Annotated in this window: 20 protein-coding genes; 9 read left to right on the top strand and 11 right to left on the bottom strand. The window is 72.8% G+C overall.

Annotated features, from left to right (window positions below; translation table 11 throughout):
• Window positions 1-3 precede the first annotated feature (3 nt).
• On the bottom strand, window positions 4-558 hold the full coding sequence (gene rfbC, locus LB823_RS00695; protein WP_224644838.1) for a dTDP-4-dehydrorhamnose 3,5-epimerase: 555 nt from the start codon (window positions 556-558) through the stop codon (window positions 4-6).
• A gap of 14 nt (window positions 559-572) precedes the next feature.
• Here rfbC and LB823_RS00690 point away from each other — a divergent pair, with 14 nt between their 5' ends.
• Both LB823_RS00690 and LB823_RS00685 read left to right on the top strand, forming a co-directional pair.
• The gene (locus LB823_RS00690) at window positions 573-1,676 is read left to right on the top strand and encodes a methyltransferase domain-containing protein (RefSeq protein ID WP_224644837.1); all 1,104 of its coding nucleotides are present in this window, start codon (window positions 573-575) and stop codon (window positions 1,674-1,676) included.
• Window positions 1,673-3,016, top strand: coding sequence for a glutamate-1-semialdehyde 2,1-aminomutase (locus LB823_RS00685; protein ID WP_224644836.1), 1,344 nt, complete (start codon window positions 1,673-1,675; stop codon window positions 3,014-3,016). The genes LB823_RS00690 and LB823_RS00685 overlap by 4 nt, the downstream gene beginning before the upstream one ends.
• Window positions 3,017-3,020: 4 nt before the next feature.
• On the opposite strand, the gene LB823_RS00680 is transcribed toward LB823_RS00685, so the two are convergent.
• Window positions 3,021-3,581, bottom strand: a complete 561-nt coding sequence (locus LB823_RS00680) for a hypothetical protein (RefSeq protein WP_224644835.1) — start codon at window positions 3,579-3,581, stop codon at window positions 3,021-3,023.
• Window positions 3,582-3,592: 11 nt separating this feature from the next.
• Here LB823_RS00680 and LB823_RS00675 point away from each other — a divergent pair, with 11 nt between their 5' ends.
• Window positions 3,593-4,690, top strand: coding sequence for a glycosyltransferase family 4 protein (locus tag LB823_RS00675; RefSeq protein WP_374201257.1), 1,098 nt, complete (start codon window positions 3,593-3,595; stop codon window positions 4,688-4,690).
• 25 nt (window positions 4,691-4,715) lie between these two features.
• Here LB823_RS00675 and LB823_RS00670 read toward each other — a convergent pair whose 3' ends face one another.
• Entirely contained in the window at window positions 4,716-5,915 is a 1,200-nt protein-coding gene (locus LB823_RS00670; RefSeq protein WP_224644833.1) for a glycoside hydrolase family 5 protein, read from the bottom strand.
• A 104-nt stretch (window positions 5,916-6,019) separates the two neighbouring features.
• Here LB823_RS00670 and LB823_RS00665 point away from each other — a divergent pair, with 104 nt between their 5' ends.
• Entirely contained in the window at window positions 6,020-6,754 is a 735-nt protein-coding gene (locus LB823_RS00665; protein ID WP_224644832.1) for a WecB/TagA/CpsF family glycosyltransferase, read from the top strand.
• A 24-nt stretch (window positions 6,755-6,778) separates the two neighbouring features.
• Here LB823_RS00665 and LB823_RS00660 read toward each other — a convergent pair whose 3' ends face one another.
• The 4 genes from LB823_RS00660 to LB823_RS00645 form a co-directional block, all read right to left on the bottom strand.
• Window positions 6,779-7,432: a class I SAM-dependent methyltransferase gene (locus LB823_RS00660; protein WP_224644831.1), complete on the bottom strand. Its 654-nt coding sequence runs from the start codon at window positions 7,430-7,432 to the stop codon at window positions 6,779-6,781.
• Window positions 7,413-8,507 carry a glycosyltransferase family 4 protein gene (locus LB823_RS00655; protein WP_224644948.1) on the bottom strand — a complete coding sequence of 365 codons (1,095 nt, stop codon included), beginning with the start codon at window positions 8,505-8,507 and terminating at the stop codon, window positions 7,413-7,415. The genes LB823_RS00660 and LB823_RS00655 overlap by 20 nt, the downstream gene beginning before the upstream one ends.
• Before the next feature lie 8 nt (window positions 8,508-8,515).
• Window positions 8,516-10,501 carry a glycosyltransferase gene (locus LB823_RS00650; RefSeq protein ID WP_224644830.1) on the bottom strand — a complete coding sequence of 662 codons (1,986 nt, stop codon included), beginning with the start codon at window positions 10,499-10,501 and terminating at the stop codon, window positions 8,516-8,518.
• 140 nt (window positions 10,502-10,641) lie between these two features.
• Window positions 10,642-11,580 carry a glycosyltransferase family 4 protein gene (locus LB823_RS00645; RefSeq protein ID WP_224644829.1) on the bottom strand — a complete coding sequence of 313 codons (939 nt, stop codon included), beginning with the start codon at window positions 11,578-11,580 and terminating at the stop codon, window positions 10,642-10,644.
• A gap of 263 nt (window positions 11,581-11,843) precedes the next feature.
• On the opposite strand from LB823_RS00645, the gene LB823_RS00640 reads away from it, so the two are divergent.
• The 3 genes from LB823_RS00640 (at window position 11,844) to LB823_RS00630 (ending at window position 15,714) form a co-directional block, all read left to right on the top strand.
• Window positions 11,844-13,241: an oligosaccharide flippase family protein gene (locus LB823_RS00640; RefSeq protein WP_224644828.1), complete on the top strand. Its 1,398-nt coding sequence runs from the start codon at window positions 11,844-11,846 to the stop codon at window positions 13,239-13,241.
• 92 nt (window positions 13,242-13,333) lie between these two features.
• Window positions 13,334-14,293, top strand: a complete 960-nt coding sequence (locus LB823_RS00635) for a hypothetical protein (RefSeq protein WP_224644827.1) — start codon at window positions 13,334-13,336, stop codon at window positions 14,291-14,293.
• Complete coding sequence (locus tag LB823_RS00630; RefSeq protein ID WP_224644826.1) at window positions 14,293-15,714, top strand: O-antigen ligase; 1,422 nt, start codon at window positions 14,293-14,295, stop codon at window positions 15,712-15,714. The genes LB823_RS00635 and LB823_RS00630 overlap by 1 nt, the downstream gene beginning before the upstream one ends.
• A 46-nt stretch (window positions 15,715-15,760) precedes the next feature.
• Here LB823_RS00630 and LB823_RS00625 read toward each other — a convergent pair whose 3' ends face one another.
• The gene (locus LB823_RS00625; RefSeq protein WP_224644825.1) at window positions 15,761-16,411 is read right to left on the bottom strand and encodes a GNAT family N-acetyltransferase; all 651 of its coding nucleotides are present in this window, start codon (window positions 16,409-16,411) and stop codon (window positions 15,761-15,763) included.
• 120 nt (window positions 16,412-16,531) lie between these two features.
• Here LB823_RS00625 and LB823_RS00620 point away from each other — a divergent pair, with 120 nt between their 5' ends.
• Window positions 16,532-17,620: a diguanylate cyclase gene (locus LB823_RS00620; protein ID WP_224644824.1), complete on the top strand. Its 1,089-nt coding sequence runs from the start codon at window positions 16,532-16,534 to the stop codon at window positions 17,618-17,620.
• Between the two features lie 35 nt (window positions 17,621-17,655).
• Here LB823_RS00620 and LB823_RS00615 read toward each other — a convergent pair whose 3' ends face one another.
• The 3 genes from LB823_RS00615 to LB823_RS00605 form a co-directional block, all read right to left on the bottom strand.
• Window positions 17,656-18,636 carry a nitronate monooxygenase family protein gene (locus LB823_RS00615; RefSeq protein WP_224644823.1) on the bottom strand — a complete coding sequence of 327 codons (981 nt, stop codon included), beginning with the start codon at window positions 18,634-18,636 and terminating at the stop codon, window positions 17,656-17,658.
• Between the two features lie 146 nt (window positions 18,637-18,782).
• On the bottom strand, window positions 18,783-19,694 hold the full coding sequence (locus LB823_RS00610) for a metal-dependent hydrolase (protein ID WP_224644822.1): 912 nt from the start codon (window positions 19,692-19,694) through the stop codon (window positions 18,783-18,785).
• Between the two features lie 96 nt (window positions 19,695-19,790).
• Window positions 19,791-20,096 carry a hypothetical protein gene (locus LB823_RS00605; RefSeq protein ID WP_224644821.1) on the bottom strand — a complete coding sequence of 102 codons (306 nt, stop codon included), beginning with the start codon at window positions 20,094-20,096 and terminating at the stop codon, window positions 19,791-19,793.
• Between the two features lie 403 nt (window positions 20,097-20,499).
• Here LB823_RS00605 and LB823_RS00600 point away from each other — a divergent pair, with 403 nt between their 5' ends.
• A complete protein-coding gene (locus tag LB823_RS00600) occupies window positions 20,500-21,726 on the top strand; it encodes a hypothetical protein (protein ID WP_224644820.1) in 1,227 nt (408 codons plus the stop codon).
• Window positions 21,727-21,775: the final 49 nt, after the last annotated feature.

The following is a 21,775-nucleotide window of genomic DNA, read 5'->3' as shown; positions in this document are numbered from 1 at the left end:
GGCTCAGCCCAGGCGCGCGCGCAGGTCGGCCCACGTGCCGGCCGCGCGGTCCCGCGGCGAGACGATCGACGCGGCCAGCGGCCACTGCAGGGCCAGTTCCGGATCGGCGTGGTGCACCGCGAGATCCTCGGCGGGGTCGTGCGGGCGGTCGATCCGGTAGCAGACGTCCGCCACGTCGGTCAGCGCCTGGAAGCCGTGCAGGAAGCCCGGCGGCACGTACAGCGTGCGGAAGGCCTCGTCGTCCAGGCGGAAGGCCTGCGACCGGCCGAAGGTGGGCGAGTACGGTCGCGCGTCCACCAGGACGTCGTGCACCGCGCCGTGCGCGCAGCGCACCAGCTTGGCCTCTCCCCGGCCGGAGCGGCCGTGCATCCCGCGGAGCACGCCCCGCACCGAGCGGGACTGCGAGTCCTGCACGAATCGCGCTGCGGCGCCCGGCTCCCCGAGGTACTCGTCGAAGATCTCCGCATCGAAGGTGCGGGTGAACAGGCCCCGGTCGTCGGCGTGCGGAGTGGGAACCAGCAGCAGGACGTCGGCCAGGTCGGTCTGCTCGATGCGCATGAGGACATGCTGCCATGAGACACGCCCGTGCGTGCCGCGCGTGCGGCTCTCCCAAGCTCACCCGGGTGCTGGACCTCGGCCGCGTCCCCGCGGCGGACCACTTCCCGGCCGCCGGATCCCCGGTGGACCCCGGCGAATCCGCGCATCCGCTCGCGATGGACCTGTGCGCGGCGTGCGGACTCGCGCAACTCGCCGACGATGACACCGTGACGGACGAGCCGCGCGGCGTGGAGCCGCGCGCCCTGCGCGAGCAGGCCGCCGACGCGGTGGGCCGGGTCGCCGACGCCGGCCTCCTCCCCGGTACGACGGTGCGCGAGTTCGGCAGCCCGCACGGCGGCACCTGGGTGCCGCTGCTCGCGGACCGCGGCTTCCACGAGACCGACGGCCCCGCCGACGTGGTGCTCGACAGCTTCGGGATCATGCACGAGCCGGACCAGCGGGCCGCCTTCGCCGCGCGCGCCGCGGCCGTCGCGCCCGGCGGCGTGCTGCTCCTGCAGTACCAGCCGCTCGGCGGCATCGTCGATCAGCAGCAGTGGACCGCCCTGCGGCACGGCCACTTCGGCTACTACACGCTGACGGCCCTGCTGCGGTTGCTCGCCGCCGCCGGCCTGGAGCCGGTGCGCGCCTTCGAGTTCGACCTGTACGGCGGCACCGTGCTGCTCGCGGTGCGGCACGCCGGCACGGCCGATGTCGTTCCCGGCGCGGGCGCCGCCGACCCCGTCGTGCGCCGGATCCTCGCGACCGAGGCCGAAGCCGGCCTCGGCACCCCCGCGGGCCTGCGCACCCTCAGCGCCGCGCCCGCCGACCAGGCCCGGGCGCTCCGGGAGTGGGCGCAGGGGCACGCCGCAGCGGGCCGCACCGTCGCGGCCTACGGCGCCGCATCGCGGGCCGTGGCCCTGTTCGCGCTCGCCGGGCTCGACGCGGGCCTCGTGACCTGCGTGGCCGACGCGTCACCGTCGAAGCAGGGACGCCGCATGCCCGGCACCGACATCCCGATCGTCGCGCCCGAGCACCTGATCACCCTCGACGGCCCCGTCGTGCTGACGCTGCCCGACCTGTACGACGAGGTGCTCGACGCCTGGCCCGCCCTCCGTGGAAGATTGGTGAACCAACCATGACCGAACCCGGATTCGCCCGTTCCCGCGCGCTGCAGGACCGCCTGCACCACCTGGTGCCCGGCGGCGCGCACACCTACGCCCGCGGCGCCGACCAGTACCCCGAGTTCATGCCGCCCGTGCTGACCCGCGGCCGCGGCGCGCGGGTCTGGGACGCGGACGGCAACGAATACGTCGAGTACGGCATGGGACTGCGCGCCGTGACCCTGGGGCACGCCTACCCGCCCGTCGTGGAGGCCGTGCGCGCCTGCCTCGACGACGGCCTGAGCTTCAGCCGGCCCACGACGACCGAGCTCGACGCCGCCGAGGACTTCCTCGAGCTGGTGCCGACCGCGGACATGGTGAAGTTCGGCAAGAACGGCTCCGACGCCACCACCGCCGCCGTCCGGCTGGCCCGCGCCGTGACCGGCCGCGAGCTGGTGGCGATCTGCGATCAGCCCTTCTTCTCCGTGGATGACTGGTTCATCGGCGTCACGGACATGAACGCCGGAATCCCCGCGGCGGCGCGGGATGCCACCGTGCGCTTCCGCTACAACGACGCCGATTCCCTGCGCACGCTGTTCGCCGAGTACCCGGGCGCCATCGCGGCGGTCTTCCTCGAGGCGGCCACCGCGCTCGCCGAGCCGGAGCCCGGCTTCCTGGAGACCGTCCGGGCCCTGTGCGACGAGCACGGCGCCCTTCTGGTCTTCGACGAGATGATCACCGGCTTCCGCTGGTCGCCGCACGGCGCGCAGTCGGTGTACGGCGTGACGCCCGACCTCTCCTGCTGGGGCAAGGCCATGGGCAACGGCTTCCCGATCGCCGCGCTCGCCGGCAAGCGCGAGTTCATGGAACTGGGCGGCCTGAACACCGACGCCGAGCGCGTCTTCCTGCTGTCCACGACGCACGGTCCGGAGTCGGTCTCGCTCACCGCCTTCCGCGCCGTCGCCCGGGCCTACCGGGAGGGCGATCCGGTGGGCGCGATGGAGCGGGCCGGGCGCCGCCTGGCCGACGGGGTGAACGCCGCCGCCGAGGCCGCGGGCGTCGGCGACGCGGTGCGGGCGATCGGCCGGCCCTCGTGCCTCGTCTTCACCACCCGCGATGCCGACGGCGCACCGTCGCAGGCGTATCGCACGCTGTTCCTGCAGGAGCTGCTGCGCCGCGGTGTGCTCGGGCAGTCCTTCGTGATCTCCGCCGCGCACACCGACGCCGACGTCGATCACACCGTCGACGCCGTCGCGCAGGCGCTCGTGCCCTACCGGAAGGCGTTGGAGGCGGGCACCGTCGACGGGCTGCTGCAGGGCCGTCCCGTGGCGCCCGCGCTGCGGCGGACCGCCGCGCCGCGGCGGCTGCGCGGCGCCTGACCCGTCAGCGCAGGTGGGTGAGCAGGCGGGCGTCGGTCCAGCCGCCCACAGGAGGCGCCCAGCCCTCGTCGACGAAACCGGCCGCGACCAGCCGCTCCACGACGGGGTGACCGGCGGGCACGGTGACCGAGACCCGGCGCAGATGCTCGTCCTCGCTCAGCCGGTGGCGGGCGTAGGCGGCGAGCGGCTCCGCGGCCCGGGGGTCCGGCGGCGTGCCGAGGGGCGTGACGTGCACGTCGATCGTCCCGGTGCCCAGGTCGACCCGGCCGATCGCGCGATCCACCCGCCCGTCCGGATGCGTCACGACGATCCCCGTCAGGCCGCCCGAGAGCAGGGCACGCCGGGCGTCGGCGCGCGGCACGCCGGCGAGAACGGCCGCCGCGAGCGTCTCGTCCGGGCCGGCCGGGGTGATCTCCGAGCCCTCCGCGGCGATCCGGAACTCCTTACCGGGCACGGCATCCGGACGCCGGATCGCGTCGCGGAGGGCGGCGCGGCCGCGCCGCGCGGCGAGGTGCAGCACGGCGAGGGACAGGGGCAGCAGGGAGCGGTTCTCGGGGCTGGTCACGCCGATAGACTATGTCTGTGATCGCACAAACGCACGTGCTCGTCGTCGGCCCCGCCGCGCCCGGGCCGTCCAGCCGCGGCGGCATCGCCACGGTGGTCGGCCACATGGCGGCGCAACCGGACCCGTCGATCGACGTGCGGCTGGTGACCACGTACATCGACGGCACCGTCGGACGGCGGCTGCGGGCGGGGCTGGCCGGCATGGCGCGGGGCGTGCTCGCGGTGCTGCGCGGCCGCGTCGACGTCGTGCACGTGCACCTCTCGCACGGCGGCAGCGTGGTCCGGAAGGCGCCGGTGCTCTGGGCCGCGCGCGTGCGCGGCGTACCCGCCGTGGTGCACGGGCACAGCTTCGACTTCGGCGGCTGGGTCGCGGGGCTGCCCGCCCCCGCCCGTCCGCTCGTGCGGGCCGCGCTGCCCGCCGATCGGTGGCTCGTGCTCGGCACCGGGCTGGCCGAGGAGTACGCGGCCGCGATGGCGCTGCCGCGCGGCGCGGTGGAGGTGCTCTACAACCCCGTGCCCCCGGTCCCGGATCACGGGGACGACGGTGCCCCGGTCGACGGCGTCGTCCGGGCGGTCGCGCTCGGCCGCCTCGGCGTCCGGAAGGGCAGCTACGACCTCGTCGCGGCGGTGGCCGCGCTGCCGCCCGCGGTGCGCGCTCGGCTGCACCTGACCCTCGCGGGCGACGGCGAGGTGGACGAGGTGCGCGCCGCCGTCGCGGCCGCCGACGTCGGCGACGCGGTGACGGTGAGCGGCTGGGTCGACCCCGCGGGGCGCGATGCGCTGCTCGCCACCGCACAGGTCTTCGCGCTGCCGAGCTACGACGAGGGCCTGCCCATGGCCCTCCTGGAGGCGATGGCCGCGGGCCTCGCGCCGCTGACCACCCCCGTCGGCGCCATCCCCGACGCGATCACCGACGGCGTGGACGGCGTCCTGGTACCGCCGGGCGACGTGCCCGCGCTCGCCGGTGCGCTCGCGCGATTGGTCGAGGATCCCGCACTGCGGGAGACGATCTCGACCGGGGCCCGCCGGCGTGCCGGGGATTTCGCGATCGCCCCCTGGCACGCGCGGCTCGCGACGTTGTGGACGGAACTCGCGCGACCGCGTCCGTAACCCGCACCGACCGGTGAGCCGCGGGCTATCCGCGCGAGAGGTGCTCGGGCTTCTCGATGATCGCCGACTGGGACTGCTTGCGGGACAGTCCCGGCGCGGGGAACCAGACGTCCGGGCCCGGGGCGTCGTAGGCCCACAGCGGCCCGTGGAAGGCCGAGGACGTGCCGAAGTAGGTGACCGACAAGCCGTAGGTGTCGGCGAGCGAGTACCAGCGGTCACCGAGCAGGTTCCACTGCTCCGCGTTCGCCGCGGACTGGCCGGGGCCGTACCAGCCGACCTCGCCGACGGAGCAGCTCACCGCGCTGCGCCGGCACCATTCGCCGAAATCCCGCAGCCGGCCGATGAATCCCCGCTCGTAGCCCCGGTCGACCCAGGGCTTGCCCGCGTCGCGGACGTAGTCCTCGTCGAGCTTCGCGGCGTCGAAGACCTCGCCCTCGCTGCTGTTGCGCGCCGGGTACATGTGCTGCGAGTAGACGATGCGCCACAGCGGATCGTCCACCCAGCCGCCGGACGGATCCGTGTAGAGGAAGTCCGTGTACGGCGAGCAGCACAGCCCCTCCACCCAGATCGTCTTCCGATCGCCGTTCTCGCGGAGCGCCCGGACGACCGAATTCACGTGCCGCTGGTAGACGGAGTACGCCGGCTTGTCCGGCGCCTGCAGGTCCCGGCGGGTGGGATGGCTGAACCGCGTGGGCTCGTTGAACAGGTCGTAAGCGATCACCGCGGGATCGTCCCGGAACGCGTCCGAGAAGGTCCGCCACACCCGGTCCGTCTGATCCGTGCTCAGCCCCGCGCCGCAGACGAGCGGCGCCGATGTCGTCTTCGGCTTGCGCCATTCGCACCCGGAGTGCAGCGTGAGCACCACGCGCAGGCCCGCCGCTTTGATCTTGCCCACCTCCGAGCGCACTGCGTTCCAGTACGCCGGGTGGAAGTCCTCCTCGCCCGTGTCCAGATCCGGTTGCAGGAAGTTCCAGTCGACGGGGAGGCGGATCAGGCGGTGGCCGAGCTGCTGCAACCGCACGTAGGTCGAGAGCGGCTCCCCGGTCCCCGTGACCGTCGGGTGGTCGTAGATCGTGACCGCCTGCGTCAGGAGGGTGGCGATGTTGATGCCCCGCAGGCCGTCCGTCGACTGCTCGGGCGCCGCCGACCGCGGCACGGCGACGGTCGCGGCCAGGAGGGCGCAGACGAGGAGGACGACGACGGCGGTACGGCGGATCGCACTCATTCCTTCACCCCCGCAACACCACCCGGCCGGGCGCACAACGTACTGGGCCGTCCGGCCACCATGCAGTCTACTGCAGTCGCAAAGGACGGTGGTAGCCTGCCTTCGTGTCGCAAGAAGTGCGCATCCTCGGCGTCGAATTCGACGATCTCCCGCTCGAGTCCGCGGTGTCCCGCCTGCAGGCGGCCGCGCGTGGACCTGCGGGCAGCACCGTCGTCTTCCCCAACGCCGCGACGCTCAACGTGGCCGCGCGATCGGACGAGTACCGGGACGTCCTCAACGCGTCGACCTTCGTCTTCGGTGACGGCACGGGCGTGCGTTGGGCGGCACGCATGCGCGGAGTCCAGCTGCGCGCCAACCTCAACGGCACCGACGTGATCCCCGCCCTGCTGGAGGCGAGCCCCGGCCTGCGGGTGTACCTGCTGGGCGGGACCGAGGACGTCAACGCCGCCGCCGCGGCCGCCGCCGAGCGGCGCTTTCCCGTCGAGGTCGCGGGTCGGCACCACGGCTACTTCGACCTGTCGGACGGCGCGGAGGTCCTGGCCGCGATCGACGCCGCCGCGCCCGACGTGCTGTTGGTCGGCTTCGGGAACCCGCTGCAGGAGGAGTGGATCGAGCGGAACCGCTCCGCGCTGCGCGTCCCGCTCACCGCCGGCGTGGGCGGTCTCTTCGGCTTCTGGGCGGGCACCCGCACCCGGGCGCCCGGACTGGCCCGGCGGCTGGGCGTCGAATGGGTGGACATCCTGGTGCGGGAGCCCCACAAGGCCGGGCGGTACCTGCTGGGCAACCCCGCGTTCCTGCTCCGCGCGGTGCGTGCCCGCGCGGCCGATCGCCGGCACTGACCGGCCCGGAACCGGGGACACGGCTCACGCGCGGATCGCGACGAGGGACTTCACCAGGCCCGCGAACCGCTCGAACCAGACCTCCGAGTCGGGGAAGTACCGCCGCATCTGTGAGATGCCAACTAGATCGATCTCGTCGACCTGGTCCTGCGCCTCGGCGCGGGTGTGGGTGCGGACGTGGCCGCGGTTCCAGCGCAACGAGATCTGCGTCCGGGCCTCGTAGGGCAGCCACTGCATGCCGGGGAACAGCCAGTGCGGCTCGACCGGGAAGTACCGGTAGGGCGTCTGCACCCAGTGCCGGTCCGCGAGCGCGTGCACGTTGTCGGCCAGGCGCTGCCGCTGGACGTGCCCGCCGACGTGCTCCAGCAGCGAGTTCGAGAAGACCAGGTCGAACCGGTCCGCCGCGATCGCCGCCGGGAGCGTGCAGGCGTCGCCCTGCACGGCCACGATGTCGGGCGACCACGACTGAAGGTCCATCAGGTTCACGGTGGTCACCGAGGCGGGTCGTTCCGGGGCGAGCCGCCACGAGTCGGGGGTGCCGCCCAGGTCGAGCACCCGCATCTCCGCGAAGTCCGGGAACCGCCGCAGCAGCTCGTCCCACCGCCGGGCCCGGGCCCGCCCCGAGAGCGACCGCTCCGAGTCCACCCCGGTCACCGAGTCACGAAGCCAATCCGCCATGTCCGTCTCCTTCGAGCTCACCCGCACCGCGGGTCCGATGAGTGGTCCTGTGCGGGGGCGCGTTCCGCTCCCCCGCCGCACGCGACAACTCCGCGCCGAGCGCGTCCGTCGAGACCGCCGCCGTGTGTGCGCGCAGGTAGTGCGCGTGCGCGGCCCGGCCGCGGCGCTCGGCCTCCGCGGGATCCGCGAGGCGGTCGAAGGCGCGAGCCAGGCCCGCCACGTCGTCCACGCCGATCGGGTCCTCGCCGGACGGCTGGAACTCGGGAAGCGCGCCCTCGGGGGAGACGATCGGCGTCACCCCGAGCTGCATCGCGAGCACCTGGACTCCGCTCTGCGTCGCGCGCCGGTAGTGCACCACCGAGCCCTTGGCCCGGGCCATCGGCTCGAGCACGTCGGCGTACGAGTACGTGCCCCGCCGCCAGCGCACGGCCGGGGGCAGATCCGGGGAGAGGTCACCGTCGCCGATGAGGACCAGCTCGTCGCCGCGCCACCCCGGCCCGGCGACGTGCCGCTCCCACGCCGCGAGAGTGACGCCGAGGTTCTTGTACTCCGAGAGGCGCCCGAACACCACGAAGTCGCGGCGTCCCCCGGCTCCGACGAACGGCGGCACCCGCGCCTCGTCGAGGTCGCTGGCGAGCGGCGCCACCGCGGACGCGCCGATCCGGCAGCCGACGTACTCGCTGAACGCGACCGTTCCCGCCGCTGATTCCGCCCACCGGCCGAAGAGCCGACGCTCCCACGCGGGAAAGACCTCGTCGGCGCCGTGCGGCCGGTCGTCGTGGATGAGGTTCACGCGCGGCGCGCCGCCGGTGAGCAGCATCCACCGCGGGTCGCGCACCAGTTCGGTCACCACCACGTCGGGCGCGAAGGACCGCGCAGCCCGCAGCTCCCGCGCGAAGCCGGGCCACGTCGAGGCGGTGCGGGGCCGCGCGTCGAGCACCCGCTCGTAGGACCGCGCACCGTCGGACTCCGGGTGCTGGTCCGTGGTCACCAGGACCACCTCCCACCCGGCGTCCTGGAGCTGTTCGCAGTACACCCGGGCCAGGGGGCGCATCCAGGGCGAGAGCCAGAGCACGCGCCCCGTCACCGGAGGACTCCGGCGAAGGCGGCCTCGTAGCCGTCGGCCATGGCCTCGATCGAGTAGTTCGCCCGCATCCGCTCGAAGCCCCGATCGCCCAGGGCCGGCCACGCCTCGGGGTGCGCGAGCAAGTCGGTCATCGCGGCGCGCCAACCGTCGACGGTGACGTCCTCGACGAGGCGCCCGGCCTCGCCGTGGGCGAGCATCTCCGGGACCGCGCCGGTACCGGACGCGACCACCGGGACACCCCGGGCCATGGCCTCGAGGATCACCAGCGGGAAGGCCTCGTCGCGACTCGGCACGCACAGCAGGTCCGCGTCGGCGAGCGCGGTGTCGGGGCCCGGGACCCAGCCTCGCCAGTGCACCCGATCCCGTACCGCGGGGGGCGTGAGCGGTTCGAGCCGCTCACGGTCCGGGCCGTCGCCGTAGATCGACAGCTCCCACGGCACGTCGATCCCCGCCAGGGCCTCCACCAGCAGCTGCGGGTTCTTCCACTCGACGATGCGGCTGAGCATCACGAGGTGCGGCGGTCGGCCCGCGGCGCGGACGGGCCGGGAGGGCGGCGCGGAGTCGAGCTCGGTCGCCGAGACGATGCCGTTCGGCGCGGTGAAGACCGGTTTACCCAGGTCCTGGAACTGGGAACCCACATCCCAGTGGCCGGGGGCGAGTCCGACGAAGCCGTCGGCACGGCGCATCGCGCGGGCCAGCGGCGCCGAGAACGTCGTGCCGTTCGGTCCGAACCACGAATGCGCGGCCACCAGCCACCGTCGGTCCTTCGAGCCCGCTCGCCACAGCGACGCGAACCCCGTCTCGGTGTTCGTCGTGGCGCTGATCAGGATCTGCGGACCGTCCACCGGGTCCAGCGCCGGAGCCCACCAGGGCTGGCGGACCACACGCACCGAGTGCGGGATCTCGGCCACGATGGGGCCGAAGCGCTGCATGCAGGCGATGGTCACGGGATAACCGCGACGATCCAGCTCCGCCGCGAGCAGCGCGTGCTGCCGCTCCGCGCCGCCGTACACCAGCCGGTTGGTCGTGATCACGATCGCCGGCTTCGCCGTCCGCCGTGCGGTCGCCTTCGCACGGCGCGTCGACCGCTGCAGTCGGTCGAGCAGAGCAGTGCCCGCCAGGTACGTATCGGCGGCACGAACGCCGCGGTCGTGCTCGAGGTTCAGGGCGATGTTCGCGCGCAGCAGGTCGGTCGAGCGGCGCCCGGCCTTCGCGTCATCGGCGACGGTGCCGTGGCCGGCGTGCTCGACTCCCGCATCGTCGGTCAGCACCAACCGCCAGCCCGCGCGCCGGGCGCGCCACTGCCAGTCGGACTCCTCGCCGTAGAGGAAGAACTCCTCGTCGAACGGCCCGAGCGCCTCCCACGCGTCGCGCTGGATCGCGAGGCAGGCGCCCGTCAGGTAGCCCTCCACCTCGCCGGGCGCCTCCCCGTACAGGTCCGACAACGGAGTCCCCCGCAACCGTGCGGCGTAGCCCGCGTAGGAGGTCAGCGCGCGGACCGTGCCCCGCCGACGGTGCGCGACGTCCCAATCGCGTCCGTCGCTCGCGGAAAGTGCTGAATCCTGAATTCTTGGAGCAGCGGCGGCGACGCCCGGCGAGCGCAACGCCGCTCGCGTCACGGCCAGATCCCCGAGCAGCAGCGCATCGGGATTGAGCAGCAGCAGGTCGGCCTCCGGCGCGAGCGCGGCGAGCCGGTTGACCCCCGCGGCGAAGCCCCTGTTCGTTCCGTCGGTGTACCACTCGACGTCCGGGAACGCGGCGTGGAGCTCGGCGATCCCCGGCCAGTCCGGTCCGGAATTATCCCAGATCAGGGTGCGGATACCCGGGAGGTGCAGTGCCACCGACTCGAGGCACGCCCGCAGATCCACCGGATTCCGGTAGGCGACGACGAGGACGACGAGCGGGTGCTCCCCCGCTTCGGCGGGCGGCGGCGCCGATCCCAGACCGCCGCGCAGGTACGCACGATCCAGTTCGCTCGGCACGAACATCTCCTCACGCGTCATCGGGCGCTATCAGCTTCGTCATACTATACGCAATGACAACGCATGACGTTTCGTCATCGCATCATCGCGGCCACATCGCTCCGCGGGACGAGAGGACGGCCATGGAGGCACCGGGGGGATCACATCGACGACAGCATCCTCGCCAAGTGCCCGGCCATGACGTCGGTCGTGAACCGCTCCCGCGCTCGGGCCGCGGCCGCGCGGCCCATCTCGGTCCGCGCGGCCTCGTCAGTGAGCAACTCCCCGACGGCCGCGGCGAGCGCCTCGGGATCCTCCGGGGGCACGAGCAGGCCGGTCACGCCGTGCTCGACGTAGTCCGCGACGCCGGGATTGTCGGTGACCACGACGGGTCGGCCGCTGGCCATCGCCTCCAGCACCACCGTGAGCCCGGAGCCGGTGACGGTAGGATGGAGCGCAATCGCAACAACGGACGCCCGGGCGTAGAGGTCGCGGATCCGTCCGTCCAACCGCTCGGTGTGCACCGTGACCAGGCCCTCCGGAGCGTCGAAGGGCAGACCGGAGGCCAGCTCGAGATGGGTGTCCGGACGCTGCGCACGCACCTTCGCCAGTGCACGGATCAGCGTCGCGTGGTCCCGGAACCGGTCCTCCCCGGCGCTCACCACGAGCCCCGGAGTACCCGGACCCGGTTGTCGGACGTAGAAATCGGTATCGATTCCCAGGGGGATGAACTGCGTACGGGAAGCGGCAAGCCCCCACTCCCGCTGGAGCACGGGCAGCACGGCCGAGCACTGGGCCCACACCGCACCGGCACGCGGCAGCGCCCGCGCCGCGAGCTCGCCGTGCACACGGCCCGCGTTCGCGCGGGTCGTCAGCCAGCCGATCCCGGCGGCGACCGGCGTCCGGCCGGTGAGCAGCGCCGGGACTCCGGTGCGCTCGTCGTAGGACAGGATCGCGTCGGCGCCGTGCGCGCCCACGCCGAGCACCCGCTCGACGAATTCGTAGCCGTCGGTGCGGTGCCGTACCGAACGGGCGACCCGGTCCTCGATCCTGCCCCGGAGCCCGCACGCGGGTTGCGCCGAAGCGAACGTGACGCGCATGCCGTGGTCCTCGAGTCGATGGAGCCCGTACGGTGACCGATCCGGAACGTCGCCCTCGGCGTGCCGACGAGCCCACTCCGTCGCCGTCAATCCCCCAGCAAGAGGCACCGTCACCCGCACCGAACAGTCCTTTCGATTCGGCGGCTCCCCGGTCCGAGTCCCATGTCTCGACACCGCCCGATGATGAGACTATCGAGTCGCAAACAGATAATCACCGCGGACGGGCATCCCCGCGGCTCATCGCCCGAGCCTTCGGCCTCCAGTTGGCGGCGCGGATCGTCGGCCTCGTCGCCTCGCTCGCGACGATGGCGATCACCACGACCCACCTCGGCCTGATCTCGTACGGCCACCTGACCGCCGCCATCGTCTTCATCGGCCTGTGGACCAGCCTCACCGAACTCGGCATCGGGGCGGTCGTGGTCCGGCGCGTCACCTCCGGTGCCGGTGACCTGCGGCAACTCATCCGCGTCAACGTCGGCCTGTCGCTCGCGTACTGCGTGCCGCTCTCAGCGGCGGCGGTGATCACCGGCGCGCTGATCTACCGCGACACCGCCGAGGTACCGATGATGATCGCGATCATCGCCGGCGGCCTTGCGCTGACCACCCTGGCGTCCTGCTTCCAACCGCTGTTCATGACCAATGTGCGGTTCGGTGCGGTCGCCGTGTCGGACGTCGGCGGGCGCGCGCTCTCCCTCGTGGGCACGATCGTGCTGGTCCGGATCGACGCCGACCTGGTGTGGTTCGCCGCGGTCCAGCTGGTCCCGCCGCTGGTCATGCTGATCATCCAGGGCTTCGTGGCGCACCGCGCCGTCGGCATCCGGCCCGTCTTCTCGGCGCGGCAGAGCTGGGACCTGGTCCGGGAGAGCCTGCCGCAGACCGGCGTGCTGATCATCGCGGCTCTGTACTGGCGGGCCGACGCCTTCCTCCTCAGCGTGCTGAGCACGCCGCAGCAGACCGGCGCCTACGGCCTCGCGTATCAGATCACGTCGAACGCGACCGTGATCTCCGCCGTCTTCCTCGCCTCCTCGCTGTCCACGATGACGAATCTGTTCGCGACCGATAAGGAGCGCTTCGCCGCATTCGTGCAACGCAGCGCGGAGGCCCTGATCTTCGTCGGTGCGCCGATCGCGCTCGTCGGCGGCGTCCTCTCGCCGAGCATCATCGGCCTGCTCAGCACGGCGGAGTTCGTCGAGGTCGGCGGCCGGACGCTGAGCCTGCTGTTCATCGCAGTCTCGGTCACCTTCGTCACGGCCGTCCTCAGTCAGGGCCTGTTCGCGGCGCACGACCAGGTCTTCCTGCTGCGCCTCAACGTGGTGAACCTGATCGGCAACATCGCCCTGAACGTGATCCTGATCCCGTTCTACGGCGCGATCGGGGCCGCCGCCGCGCTCATCATCAGCGAGGTCATCGGCATGGTGGTCGCCGGATGGCGGCTGCGCTCCCGCGCGCCGTTCCGTCCGCCGTGGCAGTACCTGTTCCGGCTCGCGGTGCCGCTGGGCGTGGCGGTGATCGTCGCGATCGTGCTGCGCCATCAGTTCGTCCTGATCCCGCTCCTCGCATCCGCCGGCGCCTATCTCCTCACCAGCGCGATCGCGGGTCCGATCCGACTGTCGGCCCTGATCGGCATGGCCTCGCGCTCGCCCGAGCGGGAGTCGGAGTGATCCAGACCGCAGAAGTACACTCCAGCGAACCTGCGTAGTACAGTCAATGCTCGGAACACTGCAATTGCAACTGCGCTAGGGAGTCCCCGTAAATGAACGTCGCTGGTTTCCTGCGCTGGGCGCTCACCAAACCCGCCATCATCGTGCTGGTGCTGCTGGCCGGCATCACGGGCGGAGTCATCGGGTGGAAGTCGACCACGACCCACTTCGAGACCTCCGCGGCCGTGCTCGTGATCGGGCCTGGTGCGGGTAGCCGCAACGCGATGGACAACCCGTTCACCGGTCTCAACAGCGGTGCCGCCCAGATGGCGCACGTGCTGACGACCGTCGCGCAGTCCGCCGGGGGCCGCGCGGCCCTCGAGAAGAGCGGCTCCTCCCCCGACGTGGTGATGCTCGCGAGCGCCGGCGACGGCAACTCGACGCAGATCTCCCCGCTCATCACTTTCACCGTGAGCGCCCCCGAGGCCTGGCGATCCGAGGCCGGCGCCAACGCCCTCATCGAGTTCTGGCGCACCGAGCTCCGGAAGATGCAGGTCGAGGCCGGCGTCGTCGGCGACTCCTACGCGGACCTGCGGGTTCCCGTCGCGCCGACGCCGGGCGAGGAGGTCGGCGGCAACCCCCTGCGCGCCGCCATGGGCCTGGCCATGGGAGCGGCGCTCGCCACCCTGACCCTCTGCCTCATCGCCGCGGCCGCCTGGGAGGCGTTCCGGGCGCGCCGCCGCAAGGGCTCGGGTGACGCCTCCCGCACCGTCCCGATCCCCGTGCAGACGCAGACGACGCCCGCGACGCCCGAGGAGCTCACCGCCGAGTCGGCCGCGCTGGCCGGGATCGTGCCCGCGGCGCCCGAGTTCGGCGCCGAACCGGACGGCGGCGCACCGTCGCGCACCGTGCCCGCGGCGATCCCGATCCGCCCGCCGGGCGACGCGGCCCGCCGCGCGATGACCCGCTGGCGCGACCGCGTGGAGGAGGTCCCGGAGGAGTCCGAGATCCCGCTCCCGGACCTCGACGACACCGCAGCCGGCGACACCGGCGACCGGGTTCAGAACGCCTGATGGCCACCGTCACCGACCGCGGCGCGCCATCGACGCGGGCCTGGTCGGTGCTGCGGACCCCCGGCCGCTCGACCACGAGCCCTCCCGACCTGCCGTTCGCCCTGTTCGTCGGCACCGCGTGCTTCTTCCTCCTCGGGATGCAGCAGACCTTCACCGTTCCCGGGACCTTCGGACTGAGCGTGGGCCAGACGCTGTTCGCCGGCGCCGGGATCACCTGGGTGTGCCTGAACATCACCGGCTTCTCCGGCCCGGTCCGGGACCGGGTCACCCTGTTCGCGGTGCTCGGCTACGTGACCACGTCGTTCCTCTCCTTCGGGGCCAGCCAGATGCGCGGCGTGCCCTACGTCGCCCAGGTGGCACTCGACCGGTACATCCTCGGCGACCTGTACCTCCTCGGCGCAGTGCTCTTCCTGCTCACGGTGCTGCGCTCGGTCGGCAGCCTGCGGATCGTGATCGGCGGGCTCGTGATCGGCGCCACCCTGTCCGCCTGGTTCGGCCTGGTCAAGGTGGCCACCGGCATCGACCTCGCCGCCTACTTCACGCTGCCGGGCCTCAACTTCCGGGACTACCAGATCGTCACCAACCTGATGCGTGAGGGCGTCGCGCGCCCGCAGGGCAGCGCCGGCCATCCGCTCGAGCTGAGCGCCATCCTCACCGTGATGACCCCGCTCGGGGTGGCGCTCGCGCTCGAGGCCAAGGCCCGCCGCGTGAACACCTACTGGCTGTGGACGGGATGCACGGTGATCCTCGTCGGCGGCGCCCTCGTCACGCTGTCGCGGTCCGCAGTCGTCGGCACGGCGGCGGCCGTCGCCGTCATGTGCTGGCGCTGGCCGATCACCCGCGTCGCAGCCGTCCTCGTCGCCGGCGGGACCGCGATCGGCCTGGGCCTGCTGTTCCAGCTGAAGTTCATCTCCGCGATGTTCGCGGTGTTCGCCGGCGCCTTCGGCGACGACTCGCTCCACTCCCGGGGCCGCGGGCTCGCCTACGCGAGCGAACACTTCTGGGAGCATCCGTGGCTCGGGCAGGGCGTGGGCGCCTACCCGGCGCTCAAGCAACCGGTGCTCGACAACCAGTACGTCTCCCGCCTGATGGAGGCCGGTGTCATCGGCTTCGCGACCTTCGTCGCGGCGCTCGTGGTGGGCCTGCTCCTGGCACTGCGCTCGTCGCGGTCGAAGAACCCGTCCATCGCCGAGCTCAGCGGCGGGATCGCGGGAGCCCTCGCCGCGGTGGCCGTGATCTCACTGATCCTGGACACGGCCGGATTCGTCCAGATCTGGTTCCTCACCTGGATCCTCATCGCCCTGGCCGGGGTGGCGAACAGCCTGCGCAAGGACGACGAGGCGGCGCGCGGCGCCGCGCCCGCACCGGCCGACGCGCCCGCGCGGGGCGACCTGCCCGCGCCGCGCCCCGCCGGCGTCTAGCGCGGGTCCACCGCCCCGTCGTCGCGGCCCGTGCGTTCCCGCCCCGTCAGCGCGGCCCGGCGGCGAGGGCGCGCATCGACGCGCGGACCTCGGGGGTGTTCTCCAGGACGCACATCATGTGGTCGGTCGGCTCCCCGTTGAAGATCCGGAAGTCGCGCCGCGTGCCGATGCGCTCCATCCCGAGCGCGGCGACGAGGTGCGCCGGACGCCCCTTGGTCTCCACACCGGGCGCGACGATGCGCTCGAGCCCGTACTCCGGGGCGAAGACCCGGTCGATCACGTTGGCGAGCCCCCAGGGAACGAGCGTTCCGGGCGAATCGGAGACCCACGCGGACAGCTCCCCGGCCCGGGTGACGGGGTCCACCCCGCAGAGACCGACCTCGCCGACCACGCGCGCCGGCTTTCCCGCGGCGTGCTCGACGATGACCAACGCGTACCGCGTCCGCCGCAGCGATCCGACGGCGGTATCGGCGAACCACTCCACCCACGCCATCGGGGAGTGGCACTCCTCCCAGGTGCGGTCCTGGCGCTTGAACGCCGGCGCCAGCCGGCGTTCGTTGGCCAGCCGGATGGTGCGCCACGACGCGTAGTCGGTGAGCCGCACCCGGCGCAGCTCGAACTCGCGGCCGTCGAAGACACCGCGTGCTCCGGCCCCGGACTTCCTTCTGGCCAGCACCGACGCGATCGGATTTTGCATTGCCGAATCCTATCCCGACACCGCGGCACGTAACGCCCGAACCCGACGTCACCCGCGCCCACCGGAACATCGAGGGACGGCGGAGGAAGCCCCGTGCGCAGCGGATAATCTGAGCGCACCATGACCACCCGCGCGTCGCTCCGCACCACGCTGACCGAGCTCGTCTCCGCGTGGTGGTTCGGCGGCCCCACGTACGACGAGCGGATCACCTACCTCCGCAACCGCTCGCTGCTGGGGCTCATCCGCGCCGCCGTGAGCATCTGCGCGTTCCTGCTCGGGCTGATGTCCATCGGACTCCTGATCAACATCGCGCCGCTCTCGACCCCGGTGCAGGTGCGGCTGGTGGTGTGCGCCTTCGTCGCCGCGTTCTGGGCCGTCCGGTGGCAGGTCGGCCCGCTGCCGGGGGCGCGGGAGGCGGCGGTCTTCGTCGCCACCTCGATCATCGCGATCTACGGCGCGTCCTCGGCGCAGCACGACCCGGTGGGCGTCGCCCTCGGCGTCGCGAGCCTCGCGATGATCGCCACGTTCGGCGCGCTGATCCTCACGACCCGGTGGTTCGTCGTGAGCATGGTGCTGGTCGCGGCGGCGATCGCCGCGACCGCGCCGCCCATCGCCGCCGTGCACGGCATGTTCAACGCCGGGCTCGCCTCGGCGATCCTGGCCGGCGCGACCATCGGCGTGCCCGGGACGATGCAGTTCGGCATGACCTTCTCCTGGCTGGACACCGCCGAGGCCGGCACCGACCCGCTGACCGGCATCCCCAACCGCCGGGGCCTCCGCACGCGCTGGACCACGTGGGCGATGCGACGGTCCCCGTCGGCGGAGCACGTCGGCGTCCTCGTCCTGGACCTCGACCACTTCAAGGAGATCAACGACGGGCGGGGCCACGCCGCCGGCGACGAGGTCCTGGTGCACGTGGCCCGCGTGCTGCGCGTCGAGGGCGCCGCGGACGACGCCGTCATCGCCCGGCTCGGCGGCGACGAGTTCGCGCTGCTCGTGATGGGCCGCAGCACGCAGGAGTGCCTCGACCTGGGCGACCGGATCCGCCGGGCCGTGGCCGGCGACGCCGGCGTGACCACCAGCATCGGGGTCGCCGTGGACGAGCATCCCGACGTCGACGCCTCCCTGCTCACGGCGCTGCTCGAGGACGCCGACCGGGGGATGTACGAGGCGAAGCGGACCCGGGACGCGGTGGTCCTGGCCTCCTGACCCGACGGTGCGGCACCGTCGGGCCCGGCGGTCCGTCAGTCGCGGACGAGGCCCGGCAGGCGCCGGGTCATGATCTCCTCGGCGTCGGCGACGACCTTGTCGACGACGGCGGCGACGGTGTCAACCTCCTCGACGAGGCCCTGCGTCTGGCCGGCCCACCACATCCCGTCCTCCATGCGGCCCTCGGTGAGGACGTTGGCGCGGCCCCGCGCGCCGGAGGCGAGCTCGGCGACGTCGTCGAAGCTCGCGCCGGGACGCTCGCCGATCTCGACGATCTGCTCGGAGATCGTGTTCCGCACGACGCGGGCGGTGTTGTGGAAGTTGCGGAAGACGAGCACGGTGTCGCGCTCGGAGTTGGCGACGATCTGATCCTTGACGTTCTGGTGGATCGGCGCCTCGACGGTCGCCATGAAGCGGGTGCCCATGTTCACCGCGTCGGCGCCGAGGGCGAGCGCCGCGGCGAGTCCGCTGCCGGTCGCGATACCGCCCGAGGCGATGACGGGGATGCTCAGCGCGCGCACCGCGGCGGGGATCAGGATGAGGCCGGGCACGTCGTCCTCGCCCGGGTGACCGGCGCATTCGAAGCCGTCGATGCTGATCACGTCGACGCCCTTGCGCTCCGCGGAGAGGGCGTGGCGCACGCTGGTGGCCTTGTGGATGACCTTGACGCCGGCGGCCTGGAAGTCGGGCAGGTGCGGCGCGGGGCTCGACCCCGCGGTCTCGACGATCTTGATGCCGGATTCGACGATCACCGCGCGGTACTCGTCGTAGGGGACGGGGTTGATCGTGGGCAGGATCGTCAGGTTCACGCCGAAGGGCTTGTCCGTGAGGTCCTGGGTGCGCTTGATCTCCGCGGCCAGGGCCTCGGGACTCGGCTGGGTCAGCGCGGTGAGGAAGCCCAGCGCGCCGGCGTTGGCGACGGCCGAGATGAGCGGGGCGGTGCCCAGGCCCGTCATGCCGCCGCAGACCACCGGGTGGTCGATGCCGAACATCTCCGTGATGCGTGTGCTGATCATGCTCGGTCGTGGTCCTCTCGATGGGGGCGGTGAACCCTCACAGTCTGGACGAAACGGGCGGCGCGCGCCATGGTACGGCGTCCCCCTCGCGCGCGGGTCCGACGGTGCGCGGGCACAACGGATCCGACGGTGTCGTCGGGCGCGGCTCAGGACTCGGCGGCGCGGGCGGCCGGCGACGTGGCGAGGTACGCGACGGCCTGCGCGGTCGACCCGATGGACGCGGGATCGAAGCTCGGCTTGAAGTAGACGAGCGTGAACTTGATGACGCTGCGGATCTTGGGCAGCAGGCCCTTGTGCGAGGCCTTGAGGTACTCCCACCACAGGCGCGGGTAGGAGTAGCTGAAGTGCGGGTCCTTGCGCAGCATGTAGCCCGACGAGCGGTGCAGGGTGAGCCCCAGGAAGAAGACGATGGTGAGCATCGCCCGCACGCGGTGCAGGTAGCCGGGGTCGAAATAGTTCGCCACGTCGTGTGCGACGGACCGGTGCTCGACCTCCTCGGCGCCGTGCCAGCGACAGATGTCGGCCATCACGGGGTTCACGTCGTACTCGTCCCAGGTGTTGTTCAGCGCGAACACCCCGAGGATGGCGGTGTAGTGCTCGATCCCGGCGATGAGCCAGAGCCGCTGCACCATGTCGTTGTACTGCGCGCGGTCCGACCGGTAGCGGCGCGGGGCGAGGATCTTGCGGAAGGTGTACTCCATCTGCCGCGCGAGCGGCTCGGTCTCGATGCCGCAGCGCCCGAGGTACTCCGACAGGGCCCGATCGTGGGACTCGGCGTGCATCGCCTCCTGGCCGATGAAGCCGCGCATGGTGCGGGCGAGGTTCTCGTCCTTCACGTACGGCAGCGCCTCGGTGTAGACCTCGCAGAACCACCGCTCGCCCTCGGGGAGGATCACGTGCAGGATGCTGCTGACGATGTCGCTGGCCACCGGCTGCCCGGGGATCCATTCCAGCGGGACGTCGTCCCAGTCGAATTCGACGTTGCGGGCGTGGATCTCCACGCCGACCGGTTCGACCGACGCCGCGTTCTTGCCGGCCTTGTTGCTGAGGGACACCATGCTCGACTCCAGCCTGTCGGAGAGATTCGTACAACGATGTAGGAACTGATCCGAAGTCTGGTGCGCCCTCAGTGATATGTCAAGCGTCGATTTCTATCACTTCGTCGGGGGCCCCGCGGTGAGGTCCGCCGAGTCGGCGAAGAGCAGGTCGCCGGCGGTCGTGAGGACGGCCCACCGTCGGGCGGGCTCGGCGATGCGCTCCCCGTCGTACTCGGTGGCGACGGGGGTGAAGTCGCCGAAGTCGTCGACGATGCGGCCCGCGGACTCGCGGTCCGAGCCGGCGAACGCGACGACCTCCGTGCCGACCTCGAGCGCGGGATCGACGGTCGCCGCGGTGCTCGCGGCCGCGTCCGTCGTGGCCTCGGGGTCGGGGGTGACGGTCTCGGTCTTCGACCTGCGCATGGCGTTCGTGCCTTCCCTGGGGGCTGCTCGGCCCGGGTGCGGAACCCGGGTCCGACGGTCCGCGGTGCTCCCCGCCGGCTGCTCGACGGAATATCGATCGTGCAGCTATCAGTCGCTGATGGCGATCTTGTGCGCGATCTTCGAGGAGAAGATAAGCACACTCCACGCGTTGGTGGAACCTCGTACACCAGCGGTCACGCGAAATCCCCCGAAATTCGTCCGAATTCGGACACCACCGCCCACCGGCGTTCCGCCCACGCTGCGATTGCGCAGGTCAGGGCGCCGGCACCTTGCGTTCGCGACGGGACCGTGATTGCCTGGCCCCAGCGCCGCATGCCGGCGCCGCGGTTCCTGTCCCGTCCGGGGAGCGCCACCACTCCCGTCAGGGCGGCCACGAGGCCGCATGTTCCGACGCATCCCCCTCCGCCCGCGCCGTCCACATCCCGTCGTGGGGCTGTGGCTCGTCTTCTTCGTCAACGGCGCCGTGCTGTCCAGCTGGGCGCCGCGGATCCCCGAGGTCAAGGACCGGCTCGCCCTCTCCGACGCCGCGCTCGGTGCCGCGCTGTTCGGCGTCGCCGCGGGCTCCCTGCCCGCGCTGCTCCTGACCGACCGGCTCCTGCGCCGCGTCGACGGCCGCCTCGTCTGCCTGGCCTCCGGGGCCGCCTTCGCCACGGGGCTCCCGGCGATCGCCGCGACGACGGGGCCGGTCGGCCTGGGCCTGGTGCTCGCTGCGCTCGGCGCGGCGTCCGGCGTCCTCGACGTCGCGATGAACACCGCCGGCATCGAGTACCAGCGGCGACGCGCGGGCGTGCCCGTCATCGCGCGCCTGCACGGGGGCTACAGCCTCGGCGTGCTGTGCGGCGCGGCGGGCGGCGCCGCGGCCGCGGCCGCCGGGGTCACCGTGGCCGGGCAGTTCACCGCCGTCGCCGGCGTCCTCCTCGTACTGCTCGCCGCCGCCGGCCGGCACGTCCCGCGGTCCGCCGCGCGCGGCACCGTCGGGACGGCCAGCGTCGGGACGGGCAACGTCGGGACGGACACCGGCGGTCCCGGCGCAGCGCCGCGCACGCCCCTGGTGCGGGCGATCACGCCGGCCGTCGCGGCGGTGGCGGTCGCGGGGCTGCTGCTCGAGGGCATGCTCGCGGACTGGTCGGCGCTGCTCGTCGCGCGGGATCACGGCGCGGGGAACGCCATCGGGGCGACGGTCGTCGTCGCGTTCAGCCTGGCCATGTTCGTCTCCCGCTCGGCGGGCGACCGGATCGTCCCGCTGCTCGGGGCGCGGCGCTGTCTCCTGCTCGCGGCGCTCGGCGGGAGCGCGGGCACCGCCGTCGGGCTGGTCGCTCCGGGGTGGATCGCGACGTACGCCGGCGTGGTGGTCGTCGGCCTGTTCCTCGGGCCGGTGTTCCCGCTCGCGATCGACGCCGCGGCGGCGCGGTCGCCGGGCTCCGCGGCGCGCGCCACGGCCGCGGTGAGCGCCGTCGGCTACCTCGCCCACCTGGGCGGGCCGCCCCTCGTCGGGGTCCTCGCGCGGCCCCTCGGGCTGCCCGGGGCCGTCGCTCTGCTGGGGGCCGCCGCGGGCGCGGCGCTCGCCGCCGGGGCCTTCCGCCCCGCCCGTCCCGCCGACTCCCCGTGAGCGGCGCCGGAATGCGCGATGATCGACGGGGCTGTCCGGCTTGTGCGCA

It is taken from the genome of Tsukamurella sp. M9C (genome assembly GCF_020169415.1).
GTDB lineage: Bacteria > Actinomycetota > Actinomycetes > Mycobacteriales > Mycobacteriaceae > Tsukamurella.
The sequence above is the reverse complement of the archived record's forward strand: the minus strand, read 5'-3'. Positions and strand labels throughout refer to the sequence as shown.